The organism is Bradyrhizobium sp. YCK136, from assembly GCF_044570075.1.
In the GTDB taxonomy this organism is placed as follows: Bacteria; Pseudomonadota; Alphaproteobacteria; order Rhizobiales; family Xanthobacteraceae; genus Bradyrhizobium; species Bradyrhizobium diazoefficiens.
In genome coordinates this window covers 4,827,039-4,851,006 of sequence record NZ_CP172424.1, presented here as the reverse complement: position 1 = coordinate 4,851,006, position 23,968 = coordinate 4,827,039, and the positions used below count along the sequence as shown (strand labels likewise).

Here is a 23,968-nt window from a genome sequence, read left to right as displayed (position 1 = left end):
CGAATTCCTTTACCGGCTTCTCAAAATTTGGAAGCGAACCTGCGTTAGGTTATTGTTTTGAGCATGATCCTCTCGGAAAACCGCTACACACTTTTCCGGATCACGCTCTAGCGCGTTGCGTCCGCCAGCCAGCCGAACACCGAGAAAACCAAGGGCTTTCGCTCCAGATTGTAGGTTTCGGTGTCGCGCGCGGCGCGGACGATCTTTTCCCATACCTCAGCTAGGCGCGCAAGGCGCGGCAGGTTCTGGTTGGCATTGGCCTCATCCGCATGCAGCCGTTCCGCGATCCAGCGGTCGATGCCGTCGATGAAGGCCGCAAGCGCGACGCGGTCGCTGGTGCCGAGCGAATCGCCGAGCGTGTGCAATTCGCGCGGATCGACCTGTGGCAACCGCGCCAGCAGCGCCGCCGTGCGCTGCTGGAGTTTCAGCGCATCGCCGCCGAGCAGCGTCAGCGCCCGCGCGACGCTGCCCTCCGAAACCTCCGCCGCCTCGCGCAACGCCAGGTCGGTCGGAGCGAGGCCGGCCGCTTCGGCGGCTGCACTGATCACCTCGTCCGTTCCGAGCGGCCGCAGGCGCAGCTTGCGACAGCGTGACTGAATTGTGGCGAGCACGCGCGCGGGCGCGTGGCTCACCAGCAGGAACAGCGATTGCTGCGGCGGTTCCTCCAAGATCTTCAGAAGCGCGTTAGCCGCATTCGGATTGAGCTCGTCGACCGTATCGACGATGCAGACGCGCCAGCCTTCGGCTGCTGCCGTCGAGCCGAAGAACGAGATCGTCTCGCGCGTCTCGTCCACGGTGATCACGGTGCGCATCACGCCGCGGTCGTTCGCCGTGCGCTCCAGTGTCAGCAGCCCGCCATGGGACTCTGCGGCGACCTGGCGCGCCACGGCGTCATCAGGGTCGACTGCCAGGCTCTCGGCGCGCTGTACGACGTCCGCCAGCGGCTGGCCGTGCGCCAGCACGAAGCGCGCCATGCGATAGGCCAGCGTCGCCTTGCCGATCCCCTGCGGCCCGCCGATCAGCCAGGCATGCGGGATGCGCCCGCTGCGATAGGCCGACAGCAGCGCCGTCTCGGCCTCGCGATGGCCGAACAGACGGCTGGTCTCGCGCGGATGCGGAATGGCGCTCTCGCGCTCTGCCTGACGCGGGCTCATACCGACACCACCGAGGCCGGCGTCGGAAGGAGACGATCGCGCAGTGCGTTCCAGACGCGGCCTGCGACCGTATCCGGATCGGAATTGGCGTCGATCAACACGCAGCGCGCGGGCTCGTCCGCGGCGATCTTGCGATAGGCCTCGCGCAGGCCCTGGTGGAAGCTGAGCTGCTCGCCCTCGAACCTGTCAGGCGTGCCACTGCCGCGACGAGCGGCGGCGCGCTGGAGGCCGATCTCGACCGGTAGGTCGAGGATGATGGTGAGGTCCGGCTTGAGATCGCCGATCGTAACGCGCTGCATCGCGTTGATCAGACCGGGAGAAACGCTGCCGAGGCTGCCCTGATAGGCGCGCGTCGAGTCGGCGAAGCGGTCGCACAGCACCCAAATGCCCTGCTTGAGCGCGGGCTCGATCACGGTGTGGACATGGTCATCGCGCGCGGCCGCGAACAGCAGCGTCTCGGCTTCGGGGCCGAGCAGCTTGCCCATGCCCGACAGCACCAGATGGCGCATGATCTCGGCACCCGGCGAGCCGCCCGGCTCGCGCGTCACAAGGGTGCGCATCCTTGCTGCCTTGAGGCGGTCGGCGAGCTTCTTGATCTGGGTGGACTTGCCAGTCCCCTCGCCGCCCTCAAAGGTGATGAAGCGTCCGCGTCCGGACGGCCGCTGTACCGCACTGTCACTCATGGTCAGAGCTTCTCGGCGCCTGCGCGGAACATGCCGATCACGAGCTCGCTGGCGCCGTCGATGGCGCGGCGCATCGTCGAGCCGGTGCCGATCGCTTCAGCCGCATAGACCGGCGTCTCCACCGCGATGTTGCCGCTGCGCCAGACCTTCACCACACCGACCTTCTGGCCGGCTTCGACCGGGGCCCGCACCGGGCCACTATAGACGACGCGCGCGATCAGCTTGTCGCTGCCGTTCTTGTGCACCATCACCTTCACGGGCATCTTGGCGATCAGCTTCACCGAGCGGCTCTCGCCGCCGAACACCTTGGCGTAGCCGACAGGCTGGTCGGCCGCGATCAGCGTGCGGGTCTCGAAATTGCGAAAGCCCCATTCCAGCATCTTCTTGGCTTCCGTGGCGCGATCCTCGGGGTCTTCCAGCCCGTTGACGACGACGATCAGCCGCGTGCCATTCTGCACGGCCGAGCCGACCATGCCATAGCCGCCCTCTTTGGTGTAGCCGGTCTTGAGGCCGTCGGCGCCTTCCATCGAGTTGAGCAGCGGATTGCGGTTGGGCTGCCGGATCTTGTTCCAGGTGTACTCTTTCTCGCCGAACAGTTTGTAGAACTCCGGAAAGTCCAGGATGATGTGGCGGGCGAGGATGCCGAGCTCGCGCACCGTCATCTTGTTGCCGGGGTCTGGCAGACCGTTGGAGTTGCCGAAGGTCGACTTGGTCATGCCGAGCTCGCGGGCTCGCTTGGTCATGAAGTCGGCGGCAAAGATGCGCTCATTGCCCGCCATGGCTTCGGCCAGCGCAATGCAGGCGTCGTTGCCGCTCTGGATGATCGCGCCATGCAGGAGATCGTCGACCGAGACCTTGCTGTTGATGGCGGCGAACATGGTCGAGCCGCCCGACGGCGCCCCGCCTTTGCGCCAGGCGTTCTCGCTGATCCGGTACTCGTCAGTGAGCTTGATGTCGCCGTTCTTGATGGCGTTGAAGACGACCTCCGCCGTCATCAGCTTCATCATGCTGGACGGCGCGCGCAGCTCGTCGGCGTTCTTCTCGAACAGCACGCTGCCGCTGGAAGCCTCGATCAGGATCGCGGTGGGGGCATCGCCGTCAAAGCCGGTATCTTCCGCCTTCTTGGCGCCCTGGATGCTTTGGTTGGCGGCGTAGAGCACGCCGCACCAGCCGAGGCTCGCGAGCAGCAGTCCGGCAACAAGCGCGCGCACCAGCATGCCGCAGGTGAAGCGGCTGCGACGGAGCGAAATGAGACGAAATGCCATGGCCAAGCCCTGAGAGCGGCGTTCTAACAGTTGGAACCGGCGCGAACAACATGAGGCAGGTGCCGGAACCCGAGATTGCACGATTCTCGTCACGCCCCTATCGTGGCACCTCATATTTCTCGACCAAACCCCTGAAACAAGGCGGAAAAGCGATGTCTTCCACCCGCGTGATCAAGGCCAACGGGATCGATCTGTTCATCCGCGAGGCCGGCCAGGGACCGCTGGTCGTGCTGTGCCATGGCTGGCCGGAATTGTCCTACTCCTGGCGCCACCAGATCCCGGCACTGGCGGCCGCCGGGTTTCACGTCGTCGCCCCGACATGCGCGGCTACGGCCAGAGCGCGGCGCCGGCCGACGTGAGCGCCTATTCGATCTTCGACACGGTCGGTGACATCGTCGGCCTCGTGCAGGCGCTTGGCGAGAGCAAGGCCATGGTAGTCGGCCACGATTGGGGGGCGCCGGTCGCGTGGCACGCGGCGCTGTTCCGCCCCGACATCTTCACGGCGGTGGCGGGCCTGAGCGTGCCGCCGCCATTCCGCGGCCGCGGCAAGCCGCTCGACCTGCTGCGTCAGGGCGGCGTGACCAACTTCTACTGGCAGTATTTCCAGGTGCCCGGCGTCGCCGAAGTCGAGCTCGAGCGCGACGTCGCCCGCACCATGCGCATCGTGCTCGGCGGACGCGGCCTCGCCGATCCCTCCGCAGCCATGTTCGTGCAGGAGGGCAAGGGCTTTCTCGGCCACGCGACTGCCGATGAGCCGCTACCGGACTGGCTGAGCGAGGCCGACCTCGCCTACTTCACCGAGACATTCCGCAAATCCGGCTTCCGCGGCGGGCTGAACTGGTATCGCAACCTCGACCGCAACTGGGAGCTGACGGCGCCCTGGCAGGATGCGCAGATCCACCAGCCGTCCCTCTTCATTGCCGGTTCGAAAGACGCCGTCATCACAGGCCTGATCGGCGCCAAGCGCGTCAACGAACTCGAGCGCGTGCTGCCAAATCTCACGCGAAAACTGATCATCGAAGGCGCCGGCCATTGGGTGCAGCAGGAGCGGCCCGACGAGGTCAACGCTGCGCTCGTGAAATTCCTGCGCGAAGCGTCGGCGCGCTAGCCGATGTCCTTCTTCATTGCGATGTGAGCGGCGCCCGCCTGCTCCGTCTCGGCGAACCCGCGCCGAAGGTAAAACCGGCGCGAATCCTGTTCTAGGCGTTAGCCAGCGACGTCAAAACCGCTCGGTGATTGTCCGGGTTTAGTAGAGGCCGCGGCCGCTCAGGATGCTGCGGGCCTCGGCGGCGCCGTCGGAGGTATAGGCGGCCGAGGGCGCGCTCTCGGTGGCGTAGCGGCCGTCCTCGTCATAGGACACGGCGCGCGCGTTCTGGAGCGGCCGGCCCCGGCTGCGGCTCGAGGCCGACATTTCCGAGGTCGCATTGAGTGAGGCCATGTCGGCCGAGGTATTGCCGAGACTGTAGGGCCGCCCCTCCGGCATCGGAACCTCGCCGCGGATGGCGCCACGGTTCGACGAGGGCAGCTCCGGCACGAATGGCCTTGCCGAGGCGACCCGGACCATCGAAGGCGACGGCGCCGGGATCCCGGTGCGCAGGGTCGCCATCAGCTGGCGGTCGTCGGAACCTTCCAGCGGCGCCCGGCCGACATATTCGACGCGGACCTTGGCGACGCCATTGCCTTTGAATTCAAGGAGTTCGGCGGCTTTGTTCGAGACGTCGATGAGCCGGTTGCCGTGATAGGGACCGCGGTCATTGACGCGGACGATCAGTGACTTGCCGTTCGAGATGTTGGTCACCCGGGCATAGGACGGCATCGGCAGGGTCGGATGCGCCGCCGTCAGCGAGGCCATGTCGAACACCTCGCCATTGGCGGTCAGGCGGCCATGGAAATCGTCGCCGTACCAGGACGCCATGCCCTCGGCACGATAGTTGACGTCCTCCTCCGGCACATAGGTCCGGCCGGCGACGACGTAGGGCTTGCCGACGCGGTAGGTGCCGCCGCCCTTGGGGACCGGATCACCCAAAGCCACGACCCGGGGGCTCGAGGACACGCCATATTTCGGGTCGACGCGGCTGGCGAATTTGTTGGAGGACGCGCAATTGGCGAGCGCGAGGCAGGTCGCGGCCGCCGCAACACCACGCGCGGCCCGCAATACCGAATCTGACCGTCGGATCCCCATTCGCCCCAAATACCATTTCGCCGGAGGCGTACCCACCCCGCTTCGACGGGGAGCGCTGTCCGGTCCTTTGCTCCGAGGCGGCCCACCACCGCTTCGGACGTCGTGACGATATCGCAACCCGAACACGGCGGAAATGGGGAGCCCGCGGCGATCGCGCGGAGATGGTAAACGGCGCGTTCGCTTTCCCCCGTTCATCTACGGAGCACAGGCACCTGCTCTGTGCCACTCCTGGACATTCTGTTGCGCCAAATCCTCACTCCACCCCCATTGTCGCGCCACTCACTGGAATTCTTTTGACTGTGCAAGGCCGCACGCGTTCTCTCGCATGCAAGGGCGGGATTTGGAATTTAACGATGATCGAGACGGTTTCGGCACTGATGGGTCTGGTAAGCGCGGGGATCTTCCTGGCCCATGCGTTTGAAGGTTACCGTACGAGGGCCTGAGGCACTCGCGCGGGCGGCAAGCATCACCTCTTTCAAGACGGCACGTTCGGGCAATTTCAAGTGATCCGATCGATCATCGCAGACGAGAGCGGCAGGTGTCCAATGCGTAACCATGACCTCGTATCCGATGGCTTCCTGGCATTGACCGCAGGCGGTCTGGTGCTGTTGTGCTCGAGCCTGGTGGCGTTGGCCTTCGGCTGATCACAGCCCCCCTTTCCCGGTGTTTCCGACCACGACCGTACGGCCCCGCAACACGGGTGTTTGTCCCGGAATTGTCCCGCTCCCGTTTAGTTGATTGAATTTCCGCGTTCGGCGCCTCGACTCATTTCAAGAGGCCATCACCAACGAAGGTGACGCAATGCTTGCCGAGAAATTCTTCCTGGTCCTGGAGTCGCTGATCCGCGGCGGCCGGACCTATCCCGACGGAAGTCCCAGGGTCATCAGCACCTCCCCGCATATCCCGGTGAAGCTGCCCGACCGGAAATAGGTCGGATCGTTTTCGCTCTCCGTCGCGCGCCGCTCAGCGCAGGCCAAGCAGCGAGCGACGATAGAAGCCGTCGCGGGCCTCGCCGAGGCAAACGAAGCTGCCGTCAAAACTCTGGCCATATCGCTTCTGGCCCCTGGCGTAGTAGACGCCCTTCCTGAAATCCAGCCAGACCACCTTGTCATGCGGACAATGGCGCTGCGCTTGCGCCTCGTAGCGAAACGGCGTCAACGGCGTAGCCGACACCTCGCCGGCGCCAAGCATCATCATCGCCGCAACGAGCGCGATCCTCCCGGACCCACTGCCAAAGCCGCTCCGCACGTCCCGCCTCCCGCAATCCAGGCCGTCGCGCGACGGCCGCCCGGCACGGTAGCACGAAACGGCACGATCCCCGGAAGGCTGCGAGCGCACCGCGCGTCTTCCGCCGGCCATCTTGCCGGGCTACATGAAAGCCAAATCATCTCGATGCGAGGATGCTGCCTGAATGTCGGTTGAGCCTGCCCCCACGACCGAGGCCCGCCCGCCCTCGCCGCGCCTCGGCCTGCTGCCGATGATCATCTTCGGCTCGCGCTGGCTGCAACTGCCGCTCTATCTCGGACTGATCGTGGCGCAATGCGTCTACATCGCGCTGTTCCTCAAGGAGCTCTGGCATCTGTCCTGGCACGCCCTCGATCTCACCGAACAGCAGATCATGATGAGCGTGCTGGCGCTGATCGACGTCGTGATGATCTCCAATCTGCTGGTGATGGTCATCGTCGGCGGCTACGAGACGTTCGTTTCGCGGCTCGATCTCCAGGGCCATCCCGACGAGCCGGAATGGCTCGGCCACGTCAATGCGAGCGTGCTGAAGATCAAGCTTGCCATGGCCATCATCGGCATCTCCTCGATCGCGCTGCTGCGCACCTTCATCGAGGCCGGCAATCTCGGCTCGAACCGCGCCGGCTTCACCGAGACTGGCGTGATGTGGCAGGTGCTGATCCACATCACCTTCATCGTCTCGGCGCTAGGCATCGCCTACGTCGACAAGCTCAGCGATTCCGGAATGCGCAACAAGCATGCCGAGTAGGACCAGCCCGCTCACCTTGCGTCCCACCGCCTGGCAGAGGGCAGTTCTCTCACGGCCTCGGCGGCGAGCCCATCGAGATCGCCCACATGGTGCTGTGAGCGCCTAACTGCGCGGCGCTTACTCTTTGGCTTCGAGTTGTTGAATGGCCTGATGCAGGCATTCCTGGAACTTCGCGGCGACCTGCTCGCGCGCCACCCCCTTGGCGGCGAGATCGCCTGACACCTTGTCCAGGACCTCGTCCATCGTCTGGCTCTCCAGATGGTCCGTCGCCAGCGCCGTGGAATAGCTCTTGGCGGCATCGCCGCTGAGCCCGAGCTGGCCGGCGGCCCAGAGCCCGAGCAACTTGTTCGACCGGGCCGTGGCCTTGAATATGAGCTCCTCGTCGTGGGCGAATTTGGCTTCAAAGCCCTGCTCGCGCTTGTCGAACGTGGTCATGGTCAGCTCCATTTCGTTTTCGCTGCTGCGGATCGGACTGGCTGGGAGCGAACGTCTCCGTCTTTCACGTCAGTTGAGGATCATTTGAATCTTCCGGCGGAAGCCAAACGCCGTCAAGCCCGCCGCTTGCGGCAGGCCCGGCCATCACGGCAGCCGCCAGCTCCGCGCCAGCCAGACCAGCTACGGGAAAGCGTTTACTCTTTGTTAAATGGACTCAGCGCCGCATAGCCCGGGGACATCGAGAGCTGACGCATGAACAGAGAGCTGCGGGAGTTTCGACGGCTTGAACGGGTCTGCCTGGAGCAGGCCGCCCTCTCCACCATGGACCTTGCACGACACGGACTGCTCAAGGTCGCCGACGATTGCCGCATCGCAGCCGAAGCGATCGAGGCCCAATCGCCCCGCGGGGCATTGGCAGGCGCCGTCCAGGCGCTCAAGCTCGCCTTCAGCACGACGCGCACGCCGCAACGGCACTAGGTCCGGCCCGGCTGAAATATCCATCCGGGAGGTTCTGGCGCGGCGACCGCGTTCGGTCAGTCCTTTGCCGTCGCTGCTTCGCGTGCGAGCCGCTCGGCCCGCAACCGTTCCTTGTTGGCGTAGAACTGCTTCTGCGCCTCCTCGTGGTCGCGCATGGCCTTTTCAGCCTCGATCCGGCGTGCCGCATCGCGCGCCTGACGCTGTTCGGGGGTCAAGGGTTTGCGTCGGAAGGAAAGATCTTCGGTCATGGCAAGACAACGCGGACGCAGCGAAAGAGTTCCCCGAACCGAACCGGAAGCCCTGCCGCAACCGAATAAAGAAACGAAATATCAGATAGTTAAAGGCGCCATCGAGAGCCGGCTCGACCTATTTCTTTGCGCGCGCCGGCTTGACGCCGACGAGCGGGCATTTCGGCGCGGCCCGCTGGAATTTTCGAAAACAACCCCATGCACATGCGTTTGGGATCAACAGCTTGGGCGTCCCACCCCCGCAAGGCCCTTTGGCACGTCGGGCAAAACAGGAGTATACTGCTATTATTCCGAAATACATCGGCGCATCGTCCCTTGCCCCGATGCGTTCAGCTTCCTTTGGGAGCGGTCCGTGACTGCGACTCGCCAAGGCCGGGATTGATGGCCAGCGACCCGCCCGCGGCGCCGCCGGCTTCATAGGCCGCCATCGACACCATCCGGCCGGTGCTGCGCTGGGTCCGGAGCTTGAGGTCGAGCTTGTCGAATTCCGCATCGACCACCGAGGTCTTGAGCACGACCAGCCCGCGACCGGTGCTTTCGTTGACCTGATCGCGACCGGCCTTGATCGCCTGCAGCCTGTCCGCGATTGACGCCACCATGCCGAGCGCGAAGGAGGCATTGGCCAGATGCCGCTCCTGGTGCCGGAACCTGCTGTAGTCGACCGAGGTCTTGAAGCGACCAAGCTCGGCGCGCACGGCGCCGTCGATCAATTCCGCCAGATAATGCGCGACCTCGACATCCGCGCCGAGACCAAAGAACACATAGCTGCTCTCGCCGGCCGCATTCTTCTCGCGCCAGACCCGACAATCGCAGAAATGAGCGATCGCGCCGATGCAATCGTCCAGAGGAATTCGCTTCTTGCGATGGGTCTCAAAGACCCTCCGTTCGCACGGCGACGCCCGCAGGTCGACGTCGGAGAGCGACAAATCGTGGCGATCCAGCAGCTCGGCGACCTTGGCGGCGGCCGACAGCGCCTCTTCCTCGCTGCAGCCATTGGCGATCGTCTTGGCGCGCAACGCCTGGATGCGAAGCTTGAGCTTGTCGAGCGCGGCCGGATTGGACGTCTGGTTCACCGATTACCTGCCCGGGAAAGCCCGACCGATCGTATGGCGGAAGGGGTGGGATTCGAACCCACGGTACCCTTGCAGGCACGCCGGTTTTCAAGACCGGTGCCTTAAACCACTCGGCCACCCTTCCAAACCCGGAATGGCTGTCGCTTAACGTAGTCGACGGCGCAAGGCAACGCGAAGTTGGCCCCTCGTCCCCCTCGGCCGCCCTGATCTGTCAGGCGAGCGTCAGCCTGTTCCCTTAGCCTGGGTTTCTCAGCAATCCCGGACACTGGCGACATCTCCCAGGGCGTCGCTGGTTGCGAGGCCCGGTTTGGAGTCGCTTCCGTTTCCGGGCCTCGTTTGCTGCCCCCAAAGCAAAACGGCGCCCCGTGAGAAGCGCCGCATGGAATTGTTCGTCGCTGCCTTGGCTCAGTAGCCGCAGGACGCGCAGCCCATCTGCACCGGGGCGTAATAGGAATAGCCAGGCGAGACCATCTCGACGCGCCGACGCGCAGCGTATTGCGGCGGGATGTGCTCGTACCGGACGCTACGGGCGACCAGGAGCGGGCCGCCGCCTTCCCCCACCATCGAACCGCGGCGCGGGCCAGAGTCAAATTATCAATCCCTTGGGCTCCGGAACGCCGGCGAACTAACTGCGAGTCGTGGGTGTGGAAAGTGGTTCAAGCTCCCTTGCGAGTCGCTGGCCCCGCCTGGGTCCCTTTAAGGACATCTCGCTCAAGGACGCGCGGCTCGCATGTGCTCGCGCAACTGCGGCCAAAGTGTTATGGACAGAAGCAACTTTTACGAGTAGTCACCCCTGATTGCAGTCGGGGGTCATTGCCTTGTTAAGGTTGCTAGGCGGCATAAGCTGGCGCCGCTATATCGCGTTTGGCGCTGTGAGTATGGCTTTCGGGCTTCTTCTCGCATTCACGATCTCGGCCGTCCTAGATCCGTTCGGACGCCTCCGACTTAGCGAGGGCGATCAGATCGGATTCATCGAAGAACGACCGGTGATGGTATCCCGCGCGCTCAGCCTAATCTACACTGGCCTAGAGGCACCGATCCTCCCAGCCGGCGGGCGTCTGATCGGCCGCATGGGCAGCATCAGCACTACATCGACGAACTCGCGCGCATGGAGCGGCTGTGCCGCGGTATGGCGGAAGCGAGCAGGGTGCCAGGCGAGGCCATTGCCCTGCTTGAACTGGCTGAAGACTACGGTCGAGAGGCTGCCAAAAGGACCGTGGTTAGGGCCGTAGATCGCACGCGACGCATCCGGAAAAGGCGCGCAATATCAGCAAGGTTGACAGGACACCCCTCTTCCGCCAGTACCGAGGCATTCCGTCCTTCTCCGGCTCCACGGCGAAATCAGAGGCCGCCCGGACCGACCGATTGCTTCCGCCGGTCGAACGGCACCTCAACGCAGCCGCAGGCGCGCGCTGATCTCTGCATCCAGCACGAGGTCATCGCGTGCGCCGAGCAACCAAAGTTCGTCCGCCTCGACCCGCAGCAACGTGCGTGACCACCAGCGCTCGATCATCGCCGCCAGGATTGCGGCCTCGTCAGAATCGAGATCGTCCATCAGATTCCAGAGTCCGACCACGTAGAGGTCCGTTGTCGGGCGACCGAGCACGCGCTGGACGGTATGGAAGAGATTCACGCCATCGCGCTGCTCGGGGTAGACCCGCAGATAGAGACGTCCCCGGTTCACATTTCCGGAGAACAGCCCTCGGACCTCGACCCTGATGGGGCCGAGCCCGGCCAGAGCCACGTGACAGGCAGGTTCGATGGCCGGCGGCTCGGAGCCGAGGCCACCGCAGATGGTTGCATGCAGGCGCTCCCGCCGCCTGTCCATCACGTGCCATGCCACCTTGCGAGCAAAGCGAGCCCTCCGCAGTTCCGCATCGAGCGCCTGAAAAGCCGGGGAGGCTTCGAGTGCATCGGCTGAGACGGGCAGCACCACCGAGTAAGCCGTCGGGTGACGTCCCATGTCGTAGGAGGTGCCATCCTTCGCTGCGATCACGCGAGGATCGTGAGGGGCGACCAAAGGCAGATGCGCCAAACGGTAGGGATCGTCGAGCATCATGCCTTGACCGGGAGCGAAACGCGTCCGGCTGCGCTCGTAGGCAAGTGCGTCGTCACTGCAAAATATGTCCGCCATGCTTCCTCTCGCGATCGCCGACCATGGCAGGGGCGGTCAGGCGCATCCAGCTTCTGTCATGGCCCCCTTCTCATCGAAAGCTCGTTCCGCGCAGCACGGAAACGAATGGGCAAGATTATATCCGGCGGTCTGTCAGGCGAGCGTCAGCCTATTCCCTTAGGCTGTATTCCTCAGCAATCCCGGACACTGGCGACATCTCCCAGGACGTCGCTGGTTGCGAGGCCCGGTTGGAGTAGCCTCCATGTCCGGGCCTCGTTTGCTGATGCGCAAAAGAAAACGCGGCGCCCGATGGGAACGCCGCGCCAAACGTTCTCGCCGCCTCGGCTCAGTAGCCGCAGGACGCGCAGCCCATCTGCACCGGGGCGTAATAGGAATATCCGGGCGAGACCATCTCGACGCGCTGGCGCGTCGCGTATTGCGGCGGGATGCGCTCGTACTGGACGCCGGGCGGCGCGACCATCACGGTCTGCGGCACCATCACGGTGCGGTACTGCGCCGGCGTGCGGTGCGCGACCGTGGCGCCCGGCGACACCATCACGGTCTCATCGACGGTGCGGTATTGCGGCTGCACGTATTGCTGCTGATAGCAGGTCTGGCACGGCGGCGGCGCGTAGCAATTGTAGCAACCGGCGGAGGCCGCGCCCGTCATGGAAATCGCGGCGACGGCGGTCGAGAAAACAACAGCAAGAGTACGAGACATTGTGGTGGTGCCCCAGTTGCCCGAAATGGATTTGCGAAGGTCGCAGCAATATACGCGGCAAAATCCTAAGCTGCCGAACTTCGTTGAGGCATCCTTAATGCGAACGGCCGGCTTTCGCCGGCCATTCAGGACTTATTGACCATGCGCGACCGCGGCACTCGCGATCGCGCGCGCAAGCCGCGCTCAGTTCGAGCGGCGCTTCACTTCGCGCACCGCACCGCGCGCGGCGCTGGTGGTGAGCGCAGCGTAAGCCTGGAGCGCGGTGGAGACGTTGCGCTTGCGGCCGGTCGCCTGCCAGGCGGCGTCACCCTTCGCCTCTTCCGCCGCGCGGCGCTTGGCGAGCTCCTCGTCGGAAACCTCCAGCGTGATGCTGCGGTTCGGAATGTCGATCGCGATAAGGTCGCCGGTCCGCACCAGGCCGATGTTGCCGCCCTCGGCGGCTTCCGGCGACAAATGTCCGATCGACAGGCCGGACGAGCCGCCCGAGAAGCGTCCGTCGGTGACGAGCGCGCAGGCTTTGCCGAGGCCCATCGATTTCAGATAGCTGGTCGGATACAGCATTTCCTGCATGCCGGGGCCGCCGCGCGGGCCTTCGTAGATGATGACCACGACCTCACCGGCGACGACCTTGCCGCCCAAAATGCCTTCGACGGCCGCGTCCTGGCTCTCGAACACGCGCGCGGGGCCGGAGAATTTCAGGATCGAGGCGTCGACGCCGGCAGTCTTCACGATGCAGCCGTCCTGGGCGAGGTTGCCGTAGAGCACGGCGAGACCGCCATCCTTGCTGAAGGCGTGTTCGAGATCGCGCACGACGCCCTTCTCGCGATCGGCATCGAGCTCGTCGTAGCGACGCTCCTGGCTGAATGCGACTTGCGTCGGGATGCCGCCGGGCGAGGCACGATAGAAGGTGCGCACCGCCTCGCTCTTGGAGCGCTTGATGTCCCAACGCTCCAGCGCGTCAGCCATGGTCGGCGCATGCACGGTCGAGACCGACGTATCGATCAGGCCGGCGCGATCGAGCTCGCCGAGAATGCCCATGATGCCGCCGGCGCGTTGCACGTCCTCGACATGGACGTCGGCAACCGACGGCGCGACCTTGCAGAGCACGGGAACGCGGCGCGACAGCCGGTCGATATCCTTCATGGTGAACGCGACCTGCCCTTCGTGAGCCGCCGCAAGCAGATGCAGCACGGTGTTGGTCGAGCCGCCCATCGCGATGTCGAGCGTCATCGCGTTCTCGAACGCCTTGAAGTTCGCGACGTTGCGCGGCAGCACCGAGGCATCGTCCTGCTCGTAATAGCGGCGGACGAGATCGACGATGGTATGGCCGGCCTCGACGAACAGCCGCTTGCGGTCGGCATGGGTCGCGACCACCGAGCCGTTGCCGGGCAGCGCGAGGCCGAGCGCTTCGGTCAGGCAGTTCATCGAATTCGCGGTGAACATGCCCGAGCAGGAGCCGCAGGTCGGGCACGCCGAGCGCTCGATCACCTTGACGTCTTCGTCGCTGACCTTGGAGTCCGCCGCGGCAACCATGGCGTCGATGAGGTCGACGGCCTTGGTCTTGCCCTGGAGCTTGACCTTGCCGGCCTCCATCGGCCCGCCCGAGACGAACACGGCGGGGATGTTGAGCCGCAGCGCCGCCATCAGCATGCCGGGCGTGATCTTGTCGCAATTGGAGATGCAGACGAGGCCGTCGGCGCAATGGGCGTTGGCCATGTATTCGACGCTGTCGGCGATCAGCTCGCGCGACGGCAGGCTGTAGAGCATGCCGTCATGGCCCATTGCGATACCGTCATCGACCGCGATGGTGTTGAATTCCTTGGCGACGCCGCCGGCCTGCTCGATCTCGCGGGCGACGAGCTGGCCGAGGTCCTTGAGATGGACATGGCCGGGCACGAACTGGGTGAAGGAGTTGACGACCGCGATGATCGGCTTGCCGAAGTCCGCATCCTTCATGCCGGTCGCGCGCCAGAGGCCGCGGGCACCCGCCATGTTGCGGCCGTGGGTGGTGGTGCGGGAGCGATAGGCTGGCATGGCGGTTTCCGTCCTCGGTTTGGCTGGCCGGCGGGAAAATGGAAGCCGCCTCAGGCCTTTCCGGCCGGATAGCGCACGGGGTCGGCTGGCGCAACGGGAACTTGGGCCGGACAGGGCCGGATCGGTCTTTCGCAGGCCTCCCCTGCTCCCGGCGCGGCCTATTGGAAGGACGCGCCGGCGCCGGGCAGACGCTGTAGCTAGCGCTTCGGCTTGGGCAGCACGATTCTCCCCTGGGAGGCAACCTCGCCCCACTTGGCGGACCACCCAACTTCCGAGGCCGAGGATGGCTCGATGCCTGCCTGACCCCGGGCCCCCTGCAGTGCAAACAGGGCGCCCTGGGGATCGACACATCGTGCGATCCAGCAGCCATCGGGCAATTCGATCGGACCCTGGAGGATCCGGCCTCCACCAGCATTCACCTGCTTAGTCGCAGCGCCGATGTCGTCGACATTGAAGTAATGCAGCCAACATGGCTGCGCTACGCTTGGAAGTTTCGTCAGCATGCCGCCGACCGTTTGCCCATCCGCCGAAAACAATTGATACCAGTCCGCTGGATCGGCTTGAGCGTCGGCCTTCTGCCAACCAAATAATGAGCTGTAGAAATCGAAGATCACGGTCCGGTCGCCGGCCAATAGCTCGTGCCAACCGACGCGCCCCGGCTCGTCCAGCCCGCCCGGCTTCGATCGGCCATGTGTCGGTTCCTCGATCAGACCGAACGTCGCCTTCTGCGGATCGGCAACGACTGCTATTCGGCCAATGTTGGTGTCGGTCGGCGGCACAAAGATCGTGCCTCTGAGACGCCTGATCTGTGCGGCGGTCCCGTCCAGGTCATCGACGGCGACGTAACCCATCCATCTCGGCGTTGCCCCCAATCTCCGCCCCTCGTCCGGGATATCCAAAAGTCCGCCGACCGGAACGCTGCCGCTGCGAACCACCGTGTAAGCCAGCTTCGGAGTCGACTCATCCTTCAAACCCCAGCCGACGGCCTTGCGATAAAATGCACCTGCTGCCGCGACATCCGTGGTCAGGAGTTCGTACCAAGCGAAACGTCCGAGTTGATCTGCCACGCCGATCTCTCCGTTCAAGCCTGGGTGCGATTGCGGCACCGCACCAAGCTGCACTCCGTGCGCGCCCGCCATGTACGTGGATTAGTGATGCCCTGTGTCAACGGGTCGAGCCGATGCTGTTCATGAAGATGAATACACTTTGAACGTGCGGCGCCACGCTTTTGGGCGCGCAATTGTTGCCTGCCTTATTTTCCGGGCGTAGAGTTAGCGCGGCTGGGATGCTTCTTGCAATGCACGGAGGTTCGACCATGCGGCAGGCGAAGCGATCTTCTAAAACGAAGAAGCGAGTAACCAAAGTCGCCGTGCCTGCGTTCGGGGCGGCAGGCCTGACTTTTTCGCTAGCGGGAGGCGCATCGGCATCGGCCGTGCCGGCACCCGACGTACAGCATATGCCGAACCTTGTACCGGGTCAGGCAATCACGCTCGATGAAGAGGAAATGGCCGACGTTAGCCTCGCCACCTTCCATCTCTTCGACAAGGAAAACGTCGGTAGCCGCGTGCAGTTGGCATGGCGCGGATGCGGTGGTTGCCGCGGCTGCAGAGGCTGTCGAGGTTGCCGCGGTTGCCGATGTGGCGTCGGTTGCCGGTGTGCTGGATGTGCTGTTGGTGTTGTAGGGTGCGCCGTATCATGCGCGGGTTGCTGCGCATCGTGGGGGCGCTGCCGCTGGTGCTAGGCCTCGGCGCGTTCCGAACTGCCTGTCCACAAGCCGACATATCTCATTGGCCGGCCCCTTTGTCATGGCCGGCCAAATGCTTGGTTTCTCTACGGCGCTTGCATCGATGGCTTGCCGGTGACAGGCGAATTTGTTTCAACTCTCTGGGAAAATACCAGCGCGCGGGCACGACGATCCATCTTGCGCCGGCGATCTGACGTAACGGCAACCGGATCGGCGTGCTGACGCAATGAATGCCAATAGCAAGACCCGCGTCCCGCGGCAGGCCCGCAAAGACCTCCTCCGATTTGCACCGAACTTCACCGCCTACTTACTGCCTCCCGATGCGGTTTGCCTCTATTCCGAGGATCGCAAGTTCTTTCTGCACGGCGAACTCTACTGCGCCTTGGCCACCGCGATCGGAGAACATGGCAACGCCAGGCCGGCGATCATTCGCCAGCTTTCGAAGCGCTTCCCGGCCGACAAAATCGAGGAGGCGATCAAGCGGCTCCTCGATCGCCGATATGTCGTTGCGCGGGTATCGCCAGCATTCGACGAAGCCGTCGGCGGTTTTTGGGCAAGCCTCGGCCTGTCTCCGGAAGTCGCGGAGCAAAATCTTCGCAGTTGCTCCGTGCAGATCGAGTCGATTGACGTCAAAGGCGCCAAGGAGCTGACCGCGGCCTTGAGCAGGCTCGGCGTTCAAATCGCCAAGCGCTCGCCGAAGCTCACGATCACGCTGGTGAACGATTATCTTGACCGGCGGCTTGCCGAACTGAACCAGGAACGCGTAGCCGGCAAGACGCATTGGCTGTTGGTGCAGCCGTCCGGCGCGTTTCCGCTGGTCGGGCCCATGTTCAAACCGGGCGAAAGCTCGTGCTGGACTTGCCTGTTCGATCGCATGATCCGCAACAGGGAGATCAAGGGGTTTCTTGACCGGGGACCGGCGCGTGCGGTCGCCATATCGCCCCTCGTCAACCATCCCGTCGGACGGACCGCAATCCATTTCGCAGCCGTCGAGATCGCCAAGGCAATCGCCTCGGGCTTTCGCACTGATCTGCGCGATCACATCGCAAGCTTCGACCTGGCCGGCGCCGTCATCGCAAAGCACTATGTCGCGCGACGCCCGCAATGCCCAACCTGCGGCAGCAAGAAGCTGCACAACCCGCGCCGATCCCCGGCCCTAGTCGAGATCGCCGAAGGCAAGAAGCTCGTCATGACCAGCGGTGGATATCGCACCATGACGTCGCGGGCCACGGTGTCGCGCTTCCGCAAGCATGTGAGCCCGCTGACCGGCGTGGTCACGCGGCTTGAGCGGATCGAGGCCGATCTGCCGATGAACACCAATTACTTCGCCCAGCATAATTTCTCCGCGCCGGCCCACAGCATCGACCAGCTCAGGTCCGGATTGAGCGGGGGCAGCTTTGGCAAGGGCTCGACTGCCGAGCAGGGCGAGGCCAGCGCGCTGATGGAGTCGATCGAACGCTATTCTGGCATTTTTCAAGGCGATGAGATCAGGACGACGCGCCGCTTTGTCGATTTCGCGCCCGGCGACGCGCTTCTTCCCAACGACGTCCAACTCTTCAGCGAAACGCAGTTCAAGAACAGGTTTCTCCAGGCGCCGGACGATCCCCATCCGGTTCCCGAGCCGTTCGATCCCTCGACGAGGACCGAGTGGTCGCCGGTCTCATCGTTGCGCGACAAACGCTTCAAATATCTGCCGACCGGCCTGCTGTACTTCTTCTATGGCGGCTTTCATACCGATTCCAACGGCTGCGCGGCCGGCAATACCCGCGACGAAGCCATCGTTCAGGGCTTCCTGGAACTGATCGAGCGCGATGCTTACGCGATCTGGTGGTATAATCAGGTGCAGCGCGCCGCGGTCGATCTCGAGCAGTTCGACGATTTCTATGTCCGGGATCTCCAGGCTCAATTTGCGGATGCCGGGCGCAAGCTGTGGGTGCTCGATGTCACCACCGACCTCGGCATTCCGACTTACGTGGCTATCATGCACTGGATGCAGAATGGACACGAAAATATCGAGTTCGGTTCCGGCGCGCATTTCGACCGCCACATAGCCCTGCTGCGCTCCCTTACCGAACTGACCCAATTTATGTCCGTCGGCATGATGGGCGGCGCAAGCGGCGAGAAGCCGACACTTGACGGTGTCACGCCGCTGCGCCTGGAAAACTACCCATTCCTGACACCGAGCGACCGCCCGATCGTCCCTCCGGCGCCGAGCCTCAAGCTCCACGACAATACGCGTGACCAGGTCATTGCCTGCGTCGAGATCGCCGCCCGTGCAGGCTACGATTTCCTCGTCCTCGACCAGACACGTCCCGACGTCGAGGTTCCGGTCGTCAGAGTGCTCGTTCCCGGCTTGCGTCATTTCTATCGCCGCTTCGCACCGGGCCGCCTTTACGATGTGCCGGTGAAGCTCGGATTGTTGGACCGGCCGCGACTGGAAAGCGATCTGATTTCATTCCTTCCGCGCACCTGAAGGGTTGCTCTTTCGTGCGCACCTCCAGGAAAACACCGACCGGAAAGATCGCGCCAGACATTGCTGCCCGATTGAGCCATCGCTTCTCGCTCCAGATGCAGGCGGACGGAAACGTCGCCGCCTCTCTGGGCGACTATTCCGTCAACCTCGGACAATTCAGTAAGGCCGCGATAGACCGCGCGCGACATCTGAGCACCGGCCTTCCGCTCGCTTCGTTTGCAGGCAAGAGCACCCTCGCCAGGGAAATCGACGCCCTGGTGCATCGCTTGGCCCGGCAGGGGCTTCTGGAATATCGCCTCTCCTCCTCGCGCGACGAGCGGGACCTCGTGGTCATCGAGCCTCAAGTCCCCGAATACTGGCCGCGACGCGCGAAGCTGGGCAGCCGTGATACCATTGTGTTGTCGCGCTTTGCCTATCTGCGCCGGCGCGGCAATGAGATGGTTCTGGAATCGCCACGCGCCGGCGCGCTGTTCCGGATTGGCGATCCCGCCGTCGCCGCCACCCTTTCTGCGCTGTCGCAGCCTCAGAAGATCGGCAAGCTCAACCTGAAGGCAGCCACTTTCAATCTCTGTCTGCTCGAACTGTTGGTGGAAAGCCGGATCCTGCTCAAGCTCGATGCGAAAGACGGACAAGGCCTGCGAGTGAATGAAGGCGACGGCAATCTCGTTCTCTGGGATTTCCATGACCTGGTGTTTCACACGCGGAGCACGGAGGGGCGGCAAGCCAATCCGGTCGGCGCCGCTTTCACCTATGCGAGCATCGTTCCGCCGCTGCCTGCGGTGCGCCCGCCCTGGCCCGGCAGCAAGATCGACCTACGCAAATTCTCCTCCCCGGAGCCGAACTCCCGCTTCTCGAAGCTGTTGCGCGAACGCCATTCAACACGAGATTTCGACGACAAGAATCCTGTCACGCTCGGCGAACTCGCACAGTTTCTCGACACCACCGCGCGCGTCGTGTCCGAATGGAAGAGCGGCCCGTATTTTGACGGCGGTCCCGACGTCACCTACAGTACGAGGCCATATCCGTCGGCGGGCAGCGCCTACGAGCTGGAATTGTACCTGACGGTCTCGAACTGCGAAGGGCTTGCGCGCGGACTCTACCACTACGATGCAGGGAGCCACGCACTGGTGGCGATCAGCGCCTCCACCCAACAACTCCAGGCGCACGCGGTGGCAGCCCAGTTCGCCATGGACGCGCCGGGTCAGCCACAAATCCTGATCACGATCGCGGCGCGCTTTGGGCGGGTCTCCTGGAAATACAGCTCAATCGCATATTCGTTGATCCTGAAGGATGTCGGCAGCCTGATCCAGACGTTTTACCTGGCCGCGACCGATATGGACCTCGGCGGCTGCGCCATCGGGAGCACCAACATCGACCTGTTCGCGACAATGACGGAGCTGGAATTCCATATAGAAGGCCCGGTCGGCCAATTCGCGCTCGGGCGCGGCAGGAAGCTCGATATCCCGAGCTAGAAGCTCGGGCAGTTCGGCGCTCGCCTCACGCCAGTCGCGCTATTGCAGGGTCGGATCCAGCCGGTCGCGCAGCCAGTCGCCGATCACGGAGACCGCCAGCGTGGTGACGACGATGGTGGTCGCCGGCGCCAGCATGATCCAGGGCGCCCGGGTAAGGTATTCGCGGCCGTAGCCGACCATGTTGCCGAGGCTGGTCATCGGCGGCTGCACGCCGAGGCCGAGGAAGGACAGGCCCGACTCCATCAGGATCACCTCGGGGAAGACCAGCGTCGTCGACACGATCAGGGTCGAGGCGATGTTGGGCAGGATGTGCCGGAGGTAAATCCGCGACGGCGTCGCGCCGAGCTGACGGACCGCGGCGGCATAGCCTTGGGCGTTGGCGGAGATGGCCAGTCCCCGCGCGATGCGGGCGTAGCGCTCCCAGCCGAACAGGCCCATCAGGCCGATCAGCAGCGGCAGCGAATTGCCGAAGAAAGCGAGCACGGCCAGCGCCATGATCAGGAAGGGCATGCTGGCCTGGAAATCGGTCAGCATCAGCACGAGCTGCTCGACGGTCCCGCGGAAATGCGCGGCGAAAAAGCCGAGCGTGGTGCCGACAATCGCCGAGATCGCGGTGGCGCCGAAGGCGATCAGGAGCGAGATGCGGATCGAGACGAGGAGGCGCGACAGCACGTCGCGGCCAAGCTCGTCGGTGCCGAGCCAGTGCGCGACATTGCCGGGCGACGCCAGACGATTGCGCAGGTCGAGCTGGGTGTAGCCATAGGGCGCGATCTTCTCGGCGAAGGCCGCAATCACCAGCATCGCGACGATCCAGGTGACCGCAAGCGCGACAGACACCGGGATCGCCGGCAGGCTGATGCGGCGGCGGACGCTAGAGCCCTTTCCGTTCCGATGAAATCGGAACGGGGCTCTAGATTCCAGTTTTGACGCGTTTTCTCTACGCGAACCGGTGTCCACTTCGCTTGAAAACGCTTCGGTGTCCTTCAGCGTCGCGTCGGTCATGCATGCGCTCCCTTGGTGCGCAGCCGCGGATCGAGGAAGCCGTAGAGGAAGTCGACGACCAGGTTCGACGTGACCATGGTCAACGCAACCAGCAGCAGGATGCATTGCACGACCGCGAGGTCGCGGTTGGCGACGGCGACGACAAGCAGGCGCCCTACCCCCGGCCACGAAAACACGCTCTCGACCACGACGGCGCCCGCGATCAGCGTTCCCACCATGAAGCCGAGAATGGTGACGGTCGGGATCGCCGCATTTGGCAGCGCATGCGAGGTCACCACCCTGCGCCACGGCACACCCTTGGCGGAAGCCGTACGGATATAGGGCTGGCCCAGCACCTCCAGCATCGCGCTGCGGGTGAAGCGCGCCAGCACCGCTGCGCCGCCAAGGCTCAGCGTTGCGATCGGCAGGATCGCGTGACGCCAGCTGTCCTGCCCGCCCGACGGCAGCCATCCCAATTGCACGGCGAAGACGAGAACCAGCAGCAGCGCAAGGACAAAACTCGGCACGGTGAACCCGGCGACCGCCGTCATCATCACGGCACGGTCGATAGCAGAGCCGCGATGCAGCGCGGCGTAAATGCCGGCGGGAATGCCGAGCCCCACCTTGAAGACGAAGGCCGGCAGCGTCAGCGCCAGCGTTGCCGGGATGCGCTCCAGCACGAGCTCGATCGCGGGGCGGCCGTCGCGCATGGAGCGGCCGAGCTCGCCTTTGGCGATGGCGCTGAAGTAATCGAGATACTGGAACCAGATGGGATCATCGAGGCCCCAGGCTCTGCGGAAGGCAGCAATGACCTCCGGTGGCGCTTCCGGTCCCAGGATCATCAACGCAGGATCGCCTGATAGCCGCAGCACGACGAAAGCGAAGGTGACGACCAGGACGATCGTCAGAGCCGCGCGCCCGATCCGAATGGCAAGATAACGCCCCATCACGCGGCGTCCCGCGTTTCGACCTGCGGACCGGTCACCAGATGGCACGCGACCTGCCTGTCGCCGCCGACGACCGAGAGAACCGGCACTTCGCTCGCGCAGCGCGCGATCGCGCGCGGGCAACGCGGATGGAAGGCGCAGCCTTGGGGACGCGCGGCCGGGTTCGGCGGATCGCCAGCCAGTACGATGCGGCCCGCGCTGCGGCGGCCGGGCGCCGGCGAGGCCGAGACGAGTGCCTGCGTATAGGGATGCTCCGGCCGCGCAAAGAGATCGTCGGCGCTGCCGATCTCGACGATGCGGCCGAGATACATCACGGCGACGATATTGCTGATCTGGCGGACGACGCGCAGGTCGTGGCTGATGAAGAGCAGCGTGAGACCAAGCTGTGCCTGAAGATCGGCGAGCAAATTCACCACCTGCGCCTGGATCGAGACATCGAGCGCGCTGACCGGCTCGTCGCAGACGAGGAAATCAGGTTTTGTCGCCAACGCCCGCGCCAGCACGATGCGCTGGCGTTGTCCGCCCGAGAGTGCGCCGGGATAGCGCGCGCCATGCGCAGGCGTCAGTTCGACCGCCTGCAGCAATTCGCGCACCCGCTCATCGCGTTCGCCCGGCGTACCGAGGCCATGAATGTCCAAGGGCTCGCGGATCTGTGTCGCGACCGGCAAGCGCCGGTCCAGCGCTCCCAATGGATCCTGGAAGATCATCTGCATGCGCGCCCGCTGCGCGCGCCACGCCTGCGTGCCAGGCGCTGCCATGGGCTTGCCGTCAAACCGCACCTCGCCGCGATCGGGCGGCTCGAGGCCGAGCACGATGCGACCCGTGGTGGATTTACCCGAGCCGGACTCGCCGACGAGGCCCAGCGTTTCGCCCTTGGGGATGGCCAGCGAGACGCCATCGACCGCATGGACGGCCGTGCTCCGGCCGAACATCCCGGAACGCATGCTGTAGCTGCGCGAGATCGCGGACACTTCGACGAGCGGCGCGCTCATTCGGCGGCGATCCCAAGCAGTGCGCGGCGCGAGGCCTCGGCCCGGATGCACGCGACCGCGCGGTCGTTCGTGATCGGTGCCAGGCTCGGCGCGGCGAGGCCGCACGGCCCGGCCGCCAACGCGCAACGCGGCGCGAACGCACAGCCATCAGGCATACTCGCGGGATCGGGCACCGTGCCGGGAATGGCGGTGAGGCGCCGGCGCGGACCGTCGAGCGGCGGCAGCGCGCCGATCAGGCCTTGTGCGTAGGGATGCACGGGATCGGCGAAGAGCTGGTTGGCCGGCGCCTCCTCGATGATGCGGCCGGCATACATCACGGCGACGCGGTCGCAATTCTCGGCGACGACGCCGAGGTCGTGGCTAATCAGGACCATCGCCATGCTCATCTCGCGGCGGATCGACGAGAGCAGCTCCAGGATCTGGGCTTGAATGGTGGCGTCGAGCGCGGTGGTCGGCTCGTCCGCAATCAGCAGGTCGGGATTTCCGGCGAGCGCCTTCGCGATCATGATGCGCTGCACCTGACCGCCGGAGAATTCATGCGGATAGGCGGACAGCCGCCGGCCTGCGTCGGGAATGCCGACGAGATCGAGCAGCCGTCGCGCTTCGGCTTTCACCGCTTCTCCAGAGAGATCGCGATGCAGCGCCAGGGCCTCGCAGAGCTGCTTGCGGATGGTCAGCACCGGGTTGAGCGCGCTCGCCGGATCCTGGAAGATCATGGCGACCCGCCCGCCCCGGACCCGATCGAGTTCAACCGCGGGCGCGCCCAGGAGCTCGTGCCCGTCGAGCCGCACCGAGCCCAGGACCCGCGCATGCCGCGGCAGCAGGCCCAGCGCGGCAAGCCACGTCACCGACTTGCCGGAGCCGGATTCCCCGACGAGGCCGAGGGCCTCGCCCTTGCGCAGGGTGAGATCGACGCCACGCAGCACCGGCACGCCGTTGAAGGCGACGCTCAGGCCTTCAATGCTGACCAGCGGCGACACC

Annotated in this window: 22 protein-coding genes, 1 tRNA gene and 1 pseudogene; 6 read left to right on the top strand and 18 right to left on the bottom strand. The window is 64.6% G+C overall.

From position 1 onward, the window contains the following. Positions 1–107: 107 nt before the first annotated feature. The 3 genes from ACFLEY_RS23785 to ACFLEY_RS23775 are packed head-to-tail and all read right to left on the bottom strand — an operon-like array spanning position 108 to position 3,102. Positions 108–1,154: a DNA polymerase III subunit delta' gene (locus ACFLEY_RS23785; RefSeq protein WP_060912236.1), complete on the bottom strand. Its 1,047-nt coding sequence runs from the start codon at positions 1,152–1,154 to the stop codon at positions 108–110. Then, on the bottom strand, positions 1,151–1,837 hold the full coding sequence (gene tmk, locus ACFLEY_RS23780; RefSeq protein WP_028174037.1) for a dTMP kinase: 687 nt from the start codon (positions 1,835–1,837) through the stop codon (positions 1,151–1,153). Before tmk ends, ACFLEY_RS23785 begins: the two co-directional genes overlap by 4 nt. 2 nt (positions 1,838–1,839) lie before the next feature. Further along, entirely contained in the window at positions 1,840–3,102 is a 1,263-nt protein-coding gene (locus ACFLEY_RS23775; RefSeq protein ID WP_060912235.1) for a D-alanyl-D-alanine carboxypeptidase family protein, read from the bottom strand. A 152-nt stretch (positions 3,103–3,254) separates the two neighbouring features. On the opposite strand from ACFLEY_RS23775, the pseudogene ACFLEY_RS23770 reads away from it, so the two are divergent. After that, positions 3,255–4,210: pseudogene (locus ACFLEY_RS23770) on the top strand (alpha/beta fold hydrolase). A gap of 138 nt (positions 4,211–4,348) precedes the next feature. On the opposite strand, the gene ACFLEY_RS23765 reads toward ACFLEY_RS23770, so the two are convergent. Beyond that, positions 4,349–5,284, bottom strand: a complete 936-nt coding sequence (locus tag ACFLEY_RS23765) for a septal ring lytic transglycosylase RlpA family protein (RefSeq protein ID WP_060912234.1) — start codon at positions 5,282–5,284, stop codon at positions 4,349–4,351. Between the two features lie 801 nt (positions 5,285–6,085). On the opposite strand from ACFLEY_RS23765, the gene ACFLEY_RS23760 reads away from it, so the two are divergent. After that, positions 6,086–6,214, top strand: coding sequence for a hypothetical protein (locus tag ACFLEY_RS23760; RefSeq protein ID WP_256380384.1), 129 nt, complete (start codon positions 6,086–6,088; stop codon positions 6,212–6,214). A gap of 33 nt (positions 6,215–6,247) precedes the next feature. Here ACFLEY_RS23760 and ACFLEY_RS23755 read toward each other — a convergent pair whose 3' ends face one another. Further along, positions 6,248–6,481, bottom strand: coding sequence for a hypothetical protein (locus ACFLEY_RS23755; protein WP_249163034.1), 234 nt, complete (start codon positions 6,479–6,481; stop codon positions 6,248–6,250). A 214-nt stretch (positions 6,482–6,695) separates the two neighbouring features. Between ACFLEY_RS23755 and ACFLEY_RS23750 the strand changes: the two genes are divergently transcribed. Then, the gene (locus ACFLEY_RS23750; protein ID WP_011087294.1) at positions 6,696–7,277 is read left to right on the top strand and encodes a TIGR00645 family protein; all 582 of its coding nucleotides are present in this window, start codon (positions 6,696–6,698) and stop codon (positions 7,275–7,277) included. A gap of 117 nt (positions 7,278–7,394) precedes the next feature. Here the strand turns inward: ACFLEY_RS23750 and ACFLEY_RS23745 are convergent, their stop codons facing one another. Beyond that, positions 7,395–7,712 (bottom strand): DUF1476 domain-containing protein, encoded by a 318-nt coding sequence (locus ACFLEY_RS23745; protein ID WP_060913097.1) that lies wholly within the window; start codon positions 7,710–7,712, stop codon positions 7,395–7,397. Positions 7,713–7,964: 252 nt separating this feature from the next. On the opposite strand from ACFLEY_RS23745, the gene ACFLEY_RS23740 reads away from it, so the two are divergent. After that, positions 7,965–8,189, top strand: a complete 225-nt coding sequence (locus ACFLEY_RS23740; protein ID WP_060912232.1) for a hypothetical protein — start codon at positions 7,965–7,967, stop codon at positions 8,187–8,189. Positions 8,190–8,245: 56 nt separating this feature from the next. Here the strand turns inward: ACFLEY_RS23740 and ACFLEY_RS23735 are convergent, their stop codons facing one another. The 8 genes from ACFLEY_RS23735 to ACFLEY_RS23700 form a co-directional block, all read right to left on the bottom strand. Then, positions 8,246–8,437, bottom strand: a complete 192-nt coding sequence (locus ACFLEY_RS23735) for a hypothetical protein (RefSeq protein ID WP_028174031.1) — start codon at positions 8,435–8,437, stop codon at positions 8,246–8,248. 329 nt (positions 8,438–8,766) lie between these two features. Next, positions 8,767–9,510 carry a DUF2786 domain-containing protein gene (locus tag ACFLEY_RS23730; protein ID WP_060912231.1) on the bottom strand — a complete coding sequence of 248 codons (744 nt, stop codon included), beginning with the start codon at positions 9,508–9,510 and terminating at the stop codon, positions 8,767–8,769. 34 nt (positions 9,511–9,544) lie between these two features. Beyond that, positions 9,545–9,634, bottom strand: a tRNA-Ser gene (locus tag ACFLEY_RS23725). 281 nt (positions 9,635–9,915) lie between these two features. Next, a complete protein-coding gene (locus ACFLEY_RS23720; RefSeq protein WP_171901098.1) occupies positions 9,916–10,074 on the bottom strand; it encodes a hypothetical protein in 159 nt (52 codons plus the stop codon). Positions 10,075–10,900: 826 nt separating this feature from the next. After that, a complete protein-coding gene (locus ACFLEY_RS23715) occupies positions 10,901–11,644 on the bottom strand; it encodes a hypothetical protein (protein ID WP_060912229.1) in 744 nt (247 codons plus the stop codon). A 325-nt stretch (positions 11,645–11,969) separates the two neighbouring features. Then, a complete protein-coding gene (locus ACFLEY_RS23710; protein WP_060912228.1) occupies positions 11,970–12,293 on the bottom strand; it encodes a hypothetical protein in 324 nt (107 codons plus the stop codon). Positions 12,294–12,527: 234 nt separating this feature from the next. Continuing rightward, a complete protein-coding gene (gene ilvD / locus ACFLEY_RS23705) occupies positions 12,528–14,378 on the bottom strand; it encodes a dihydroxy-acid dehydratase (RefSeq protein ID WP_060912227.1) in 1,851 nt (616 codons plus the stop codon). A 197-nt stretch (positions 14,379–14,575) separates the two neighbouring features. After that, positions 14,576–15,445 carry a VOC family protein gene (locus ACFLEY_RS23700; protein ID WP_309142062.1) on the bottom strand — a complete coding sequence of 290 codons (870 nt, stop codon included), beginning with the start codon at positions 15,443–15,445 and terminating at the stop codon, positions 14,576–14,578. Positions 15,446–16,348: 903 nt separating this feature from the next. Between ACFLEY_RS23700 and ACFLEY_RS23695 the strand changes: the two genes are divergently transcribed. Beyond that, positions 16,349–18,595 (top strand): TOMM precursor leader peptide-binding protein, encoded by a 2,247-nt coding sequence (locus ACFLEY_RS23695; protein WP_396604950.1) that lies wholly within the window; start codon positions 16,349–16,351, stop codon positions 18,593–18,595. Positions 18,596–18,690: 95 nt separating this feature from the next. Continuing rightward, a complete protein-coding gene (locus ACFLEY_RS23690) occupies positions 18,691–20,067 on the top strand; it encodes a SagB family peptide dehydrogenase (protein ID WP_060913095.1) in 1,377 nt (458 codons plus the stop codon). Positions 20,068–20,106: 39 nt separating this feature from the next. Here ACFLEY_RS23690 and ACFLEY_RS23685 read toward each other — a convergent pair whose 3' ends face one another. From ACFLEY_RS23685 to ACFLEY_RS23670, 4 genes are read right to left on the bottom strand one after another with little or no spacing between them, the layout of a single operon-like run. Next, complete coding sequence (locus ACFLEY_RS23685; RefSeq protein ID WP_011087311.1) at positions 20,107–21,069, bottom strand: ABC transporter permease; 963 nt, start codon at positions 21,067–21,069, stop codon at positions 20,107–20,109. Next, the gene (locus tag ACFLEY_RS23680; protein ID WP_060912225.1) at positions 21,066–21,995 is read right to left on the bottom strand and encodes an ABC transporter permease; all 930 of its coding nucleotides are present in this window, start codon (positions 21,993–21,995) and stop codon (positions 21,066–21,068) included. The genes ACFLEY_RS23685 and ACFLEY_RS23680 overlap by 4 nt, the downstream gene beginning before the upstream one ends. Continuing rightward, the gene (locus ACFLEY_RS23675; protein ID WP_060912224.1) at positions 21,995–22,987 is read right to left on the bottom strand and encodes an ABC transporter ATP-binding protein; all 993 of its coding nucleotides are present in this window, start codon (positions 22,985–22,987) and stop codon (positions 21,995–21,997) included. The genes ACFLEY_RS23680 and ACFLEY_RS23675 overlap by 1 nt, the downstream gene beginning before the upstream one ends. Continuing rightward, entirely contained in the window at positions 22,984–23,967 is a 984-nt protein-coding gene (locus ACFLEY_RS23670) for an ABC transporter ATP-binding protein (protein WP_060912223.1), read from the bottom strand. Before ACFLEY_RS23670 ends, ACFLEY_RS23675 begins: the two co-directional genes overlap by 4 nt. Between the last annotated feature and the right edge of the window lies 1 nt (position 23,968).

Bases quoted from the DNA above. Each gene is read 5' to 3' on its own strand.
- ACFLEY_RS23785 (WP_060912236.1), bottom strand. From the start codon at position 1,154: ATGAGCCCGCGTCAGGCAGAGCGCGAGAGCGCCATTCCGCATCCGCGC.
- tmk (WP_028174037.1), bottom strand. From the start codon at position 1,837: ATGAGTGACAGTGCGGTACAGCGGCCGTCCGGACGCGGACGCTTCATC.
- ACFLEY_RS23775 (WP_060912235.1), bottom strand. From the start codon at position 3,102: ATGGCATTTCGTCTCATTTCGCTCCGTCGCAGCCGCTTCACCTGCGGC.
- ACFLEY_RS23765 (WP_060912234.1), bottom strand. From the start codon at position 5,284: ATGGGGATCCGACGGTCAGATTCGGTATTGCGGGCCGCGCGTGGTGTT.
- ACFLEY_RS23760 (WP_256380384.1), top strand. From the start codon at position 6,086: ATGCTTGCCGAGAAATTCTTCCTGGTCCTGGAGTCGCTGATCCGCGGC.
- ACFLEY_RS23755 (WP_249163034.1), bottom strand. From the start codon at position 6,481: ATGATGATGCTTGGCGCCGGCGAGGTGTCGGCTACGCCGTTGACGCCG.
- ACFLEY_RS23750 (WP_011087294.1), top strand. From the start codon at position 6,696: ATGTCGGTTGAGCCTGCCCCCACGACCGAGGCCCGCCCGCCCTCGCCG.
- ACFLEY_RS23745 (WP_060913097.1), bottom strand. From the start codon at position 7,712: ATGACCACGTTCGACAAGCGCGAGCAGGGCTTTGAAGCCAAATTCGCC.
- ACFLEY_RS23740 (WP_060912232.1), top strand. From the start codon at position 7,965: ATGAACAGAGAGCTGCGGGAGTTTCGACGGCTTGAACGGGTCTGCCTG.
- ACFLEY_RS23735 (WP_028174031.1), bottom strand. From the start codon at position 8,437: ATGACCGAAGATCTTTCCTTCCGACGCAAACCCTTGACCCCCGAACAG.
- ACFLEY_RS23720 (WP_171901098.1), bottom strand. From the start codon at position 10,074: ATGGTGGGGGAAGGCGGCGGCCCGCTCCTGGTCGCCCGTAGCGTCCGG.
- ACFLEY_RS23715 (WP_060912229.1), bottom strand. From the start codon at position 11,644: ATGGCGGACATATTTTGCAGTGACGACGCACTTGCCTACGAGCGCAGC.
- ACFLEY_RS23710 (WP_060912228.1), bottom strand. From the start codon at position 12,293: ATGACGGGCGCGGCCTCCGCCGGTTGCTACAATTGCTACGCGCCGCCG.
- ilvD (WP_060912227.1), bottom strand. From the start codon at position 14,378: ATGCCAGCCTATCGCTCCCGCACCACCACCCACGGCCGCAACATGGCG.
- ACFLEY_RS23695 (WP_396604950.1), top strand. From the start codon at position 16,349: ATGAATGCCAATAGCAAGACCCGCGTCCCGCGGCAGGCCCGCAAAGAC.
- ACFLEY_RS23690 (WP_060913095.1), top strand. From the start codon at position 18,691: ATGCAGGCGGACGGAAACGTCGCCGCCTCTCTGGGCGACTATTCCGTC.
- ACFLEY_RS23685 (WP_011087311.1), bottom strand. From the start codon at position 21,069: ATGACCGACGCGACGCTGAAGGACACCGAAGCGTTTTCAAGCGAAGTG.
- ACFLEY_RS23680 (WP_060912225.1), bottom strand. From the start codon at position 21,995: ATGGGGCGTTATCTTGCCATTCGGATCGGGCGCGCGGCTCTGACGATC.
- ACFLEY_RS23675 (WP_060912224.1), bottom strand. From the start codon at position 22,987: ATGAGCGCGCCGCTCGTCGAAGTGTCCGCGATCTCGCGCAGCTACAGC.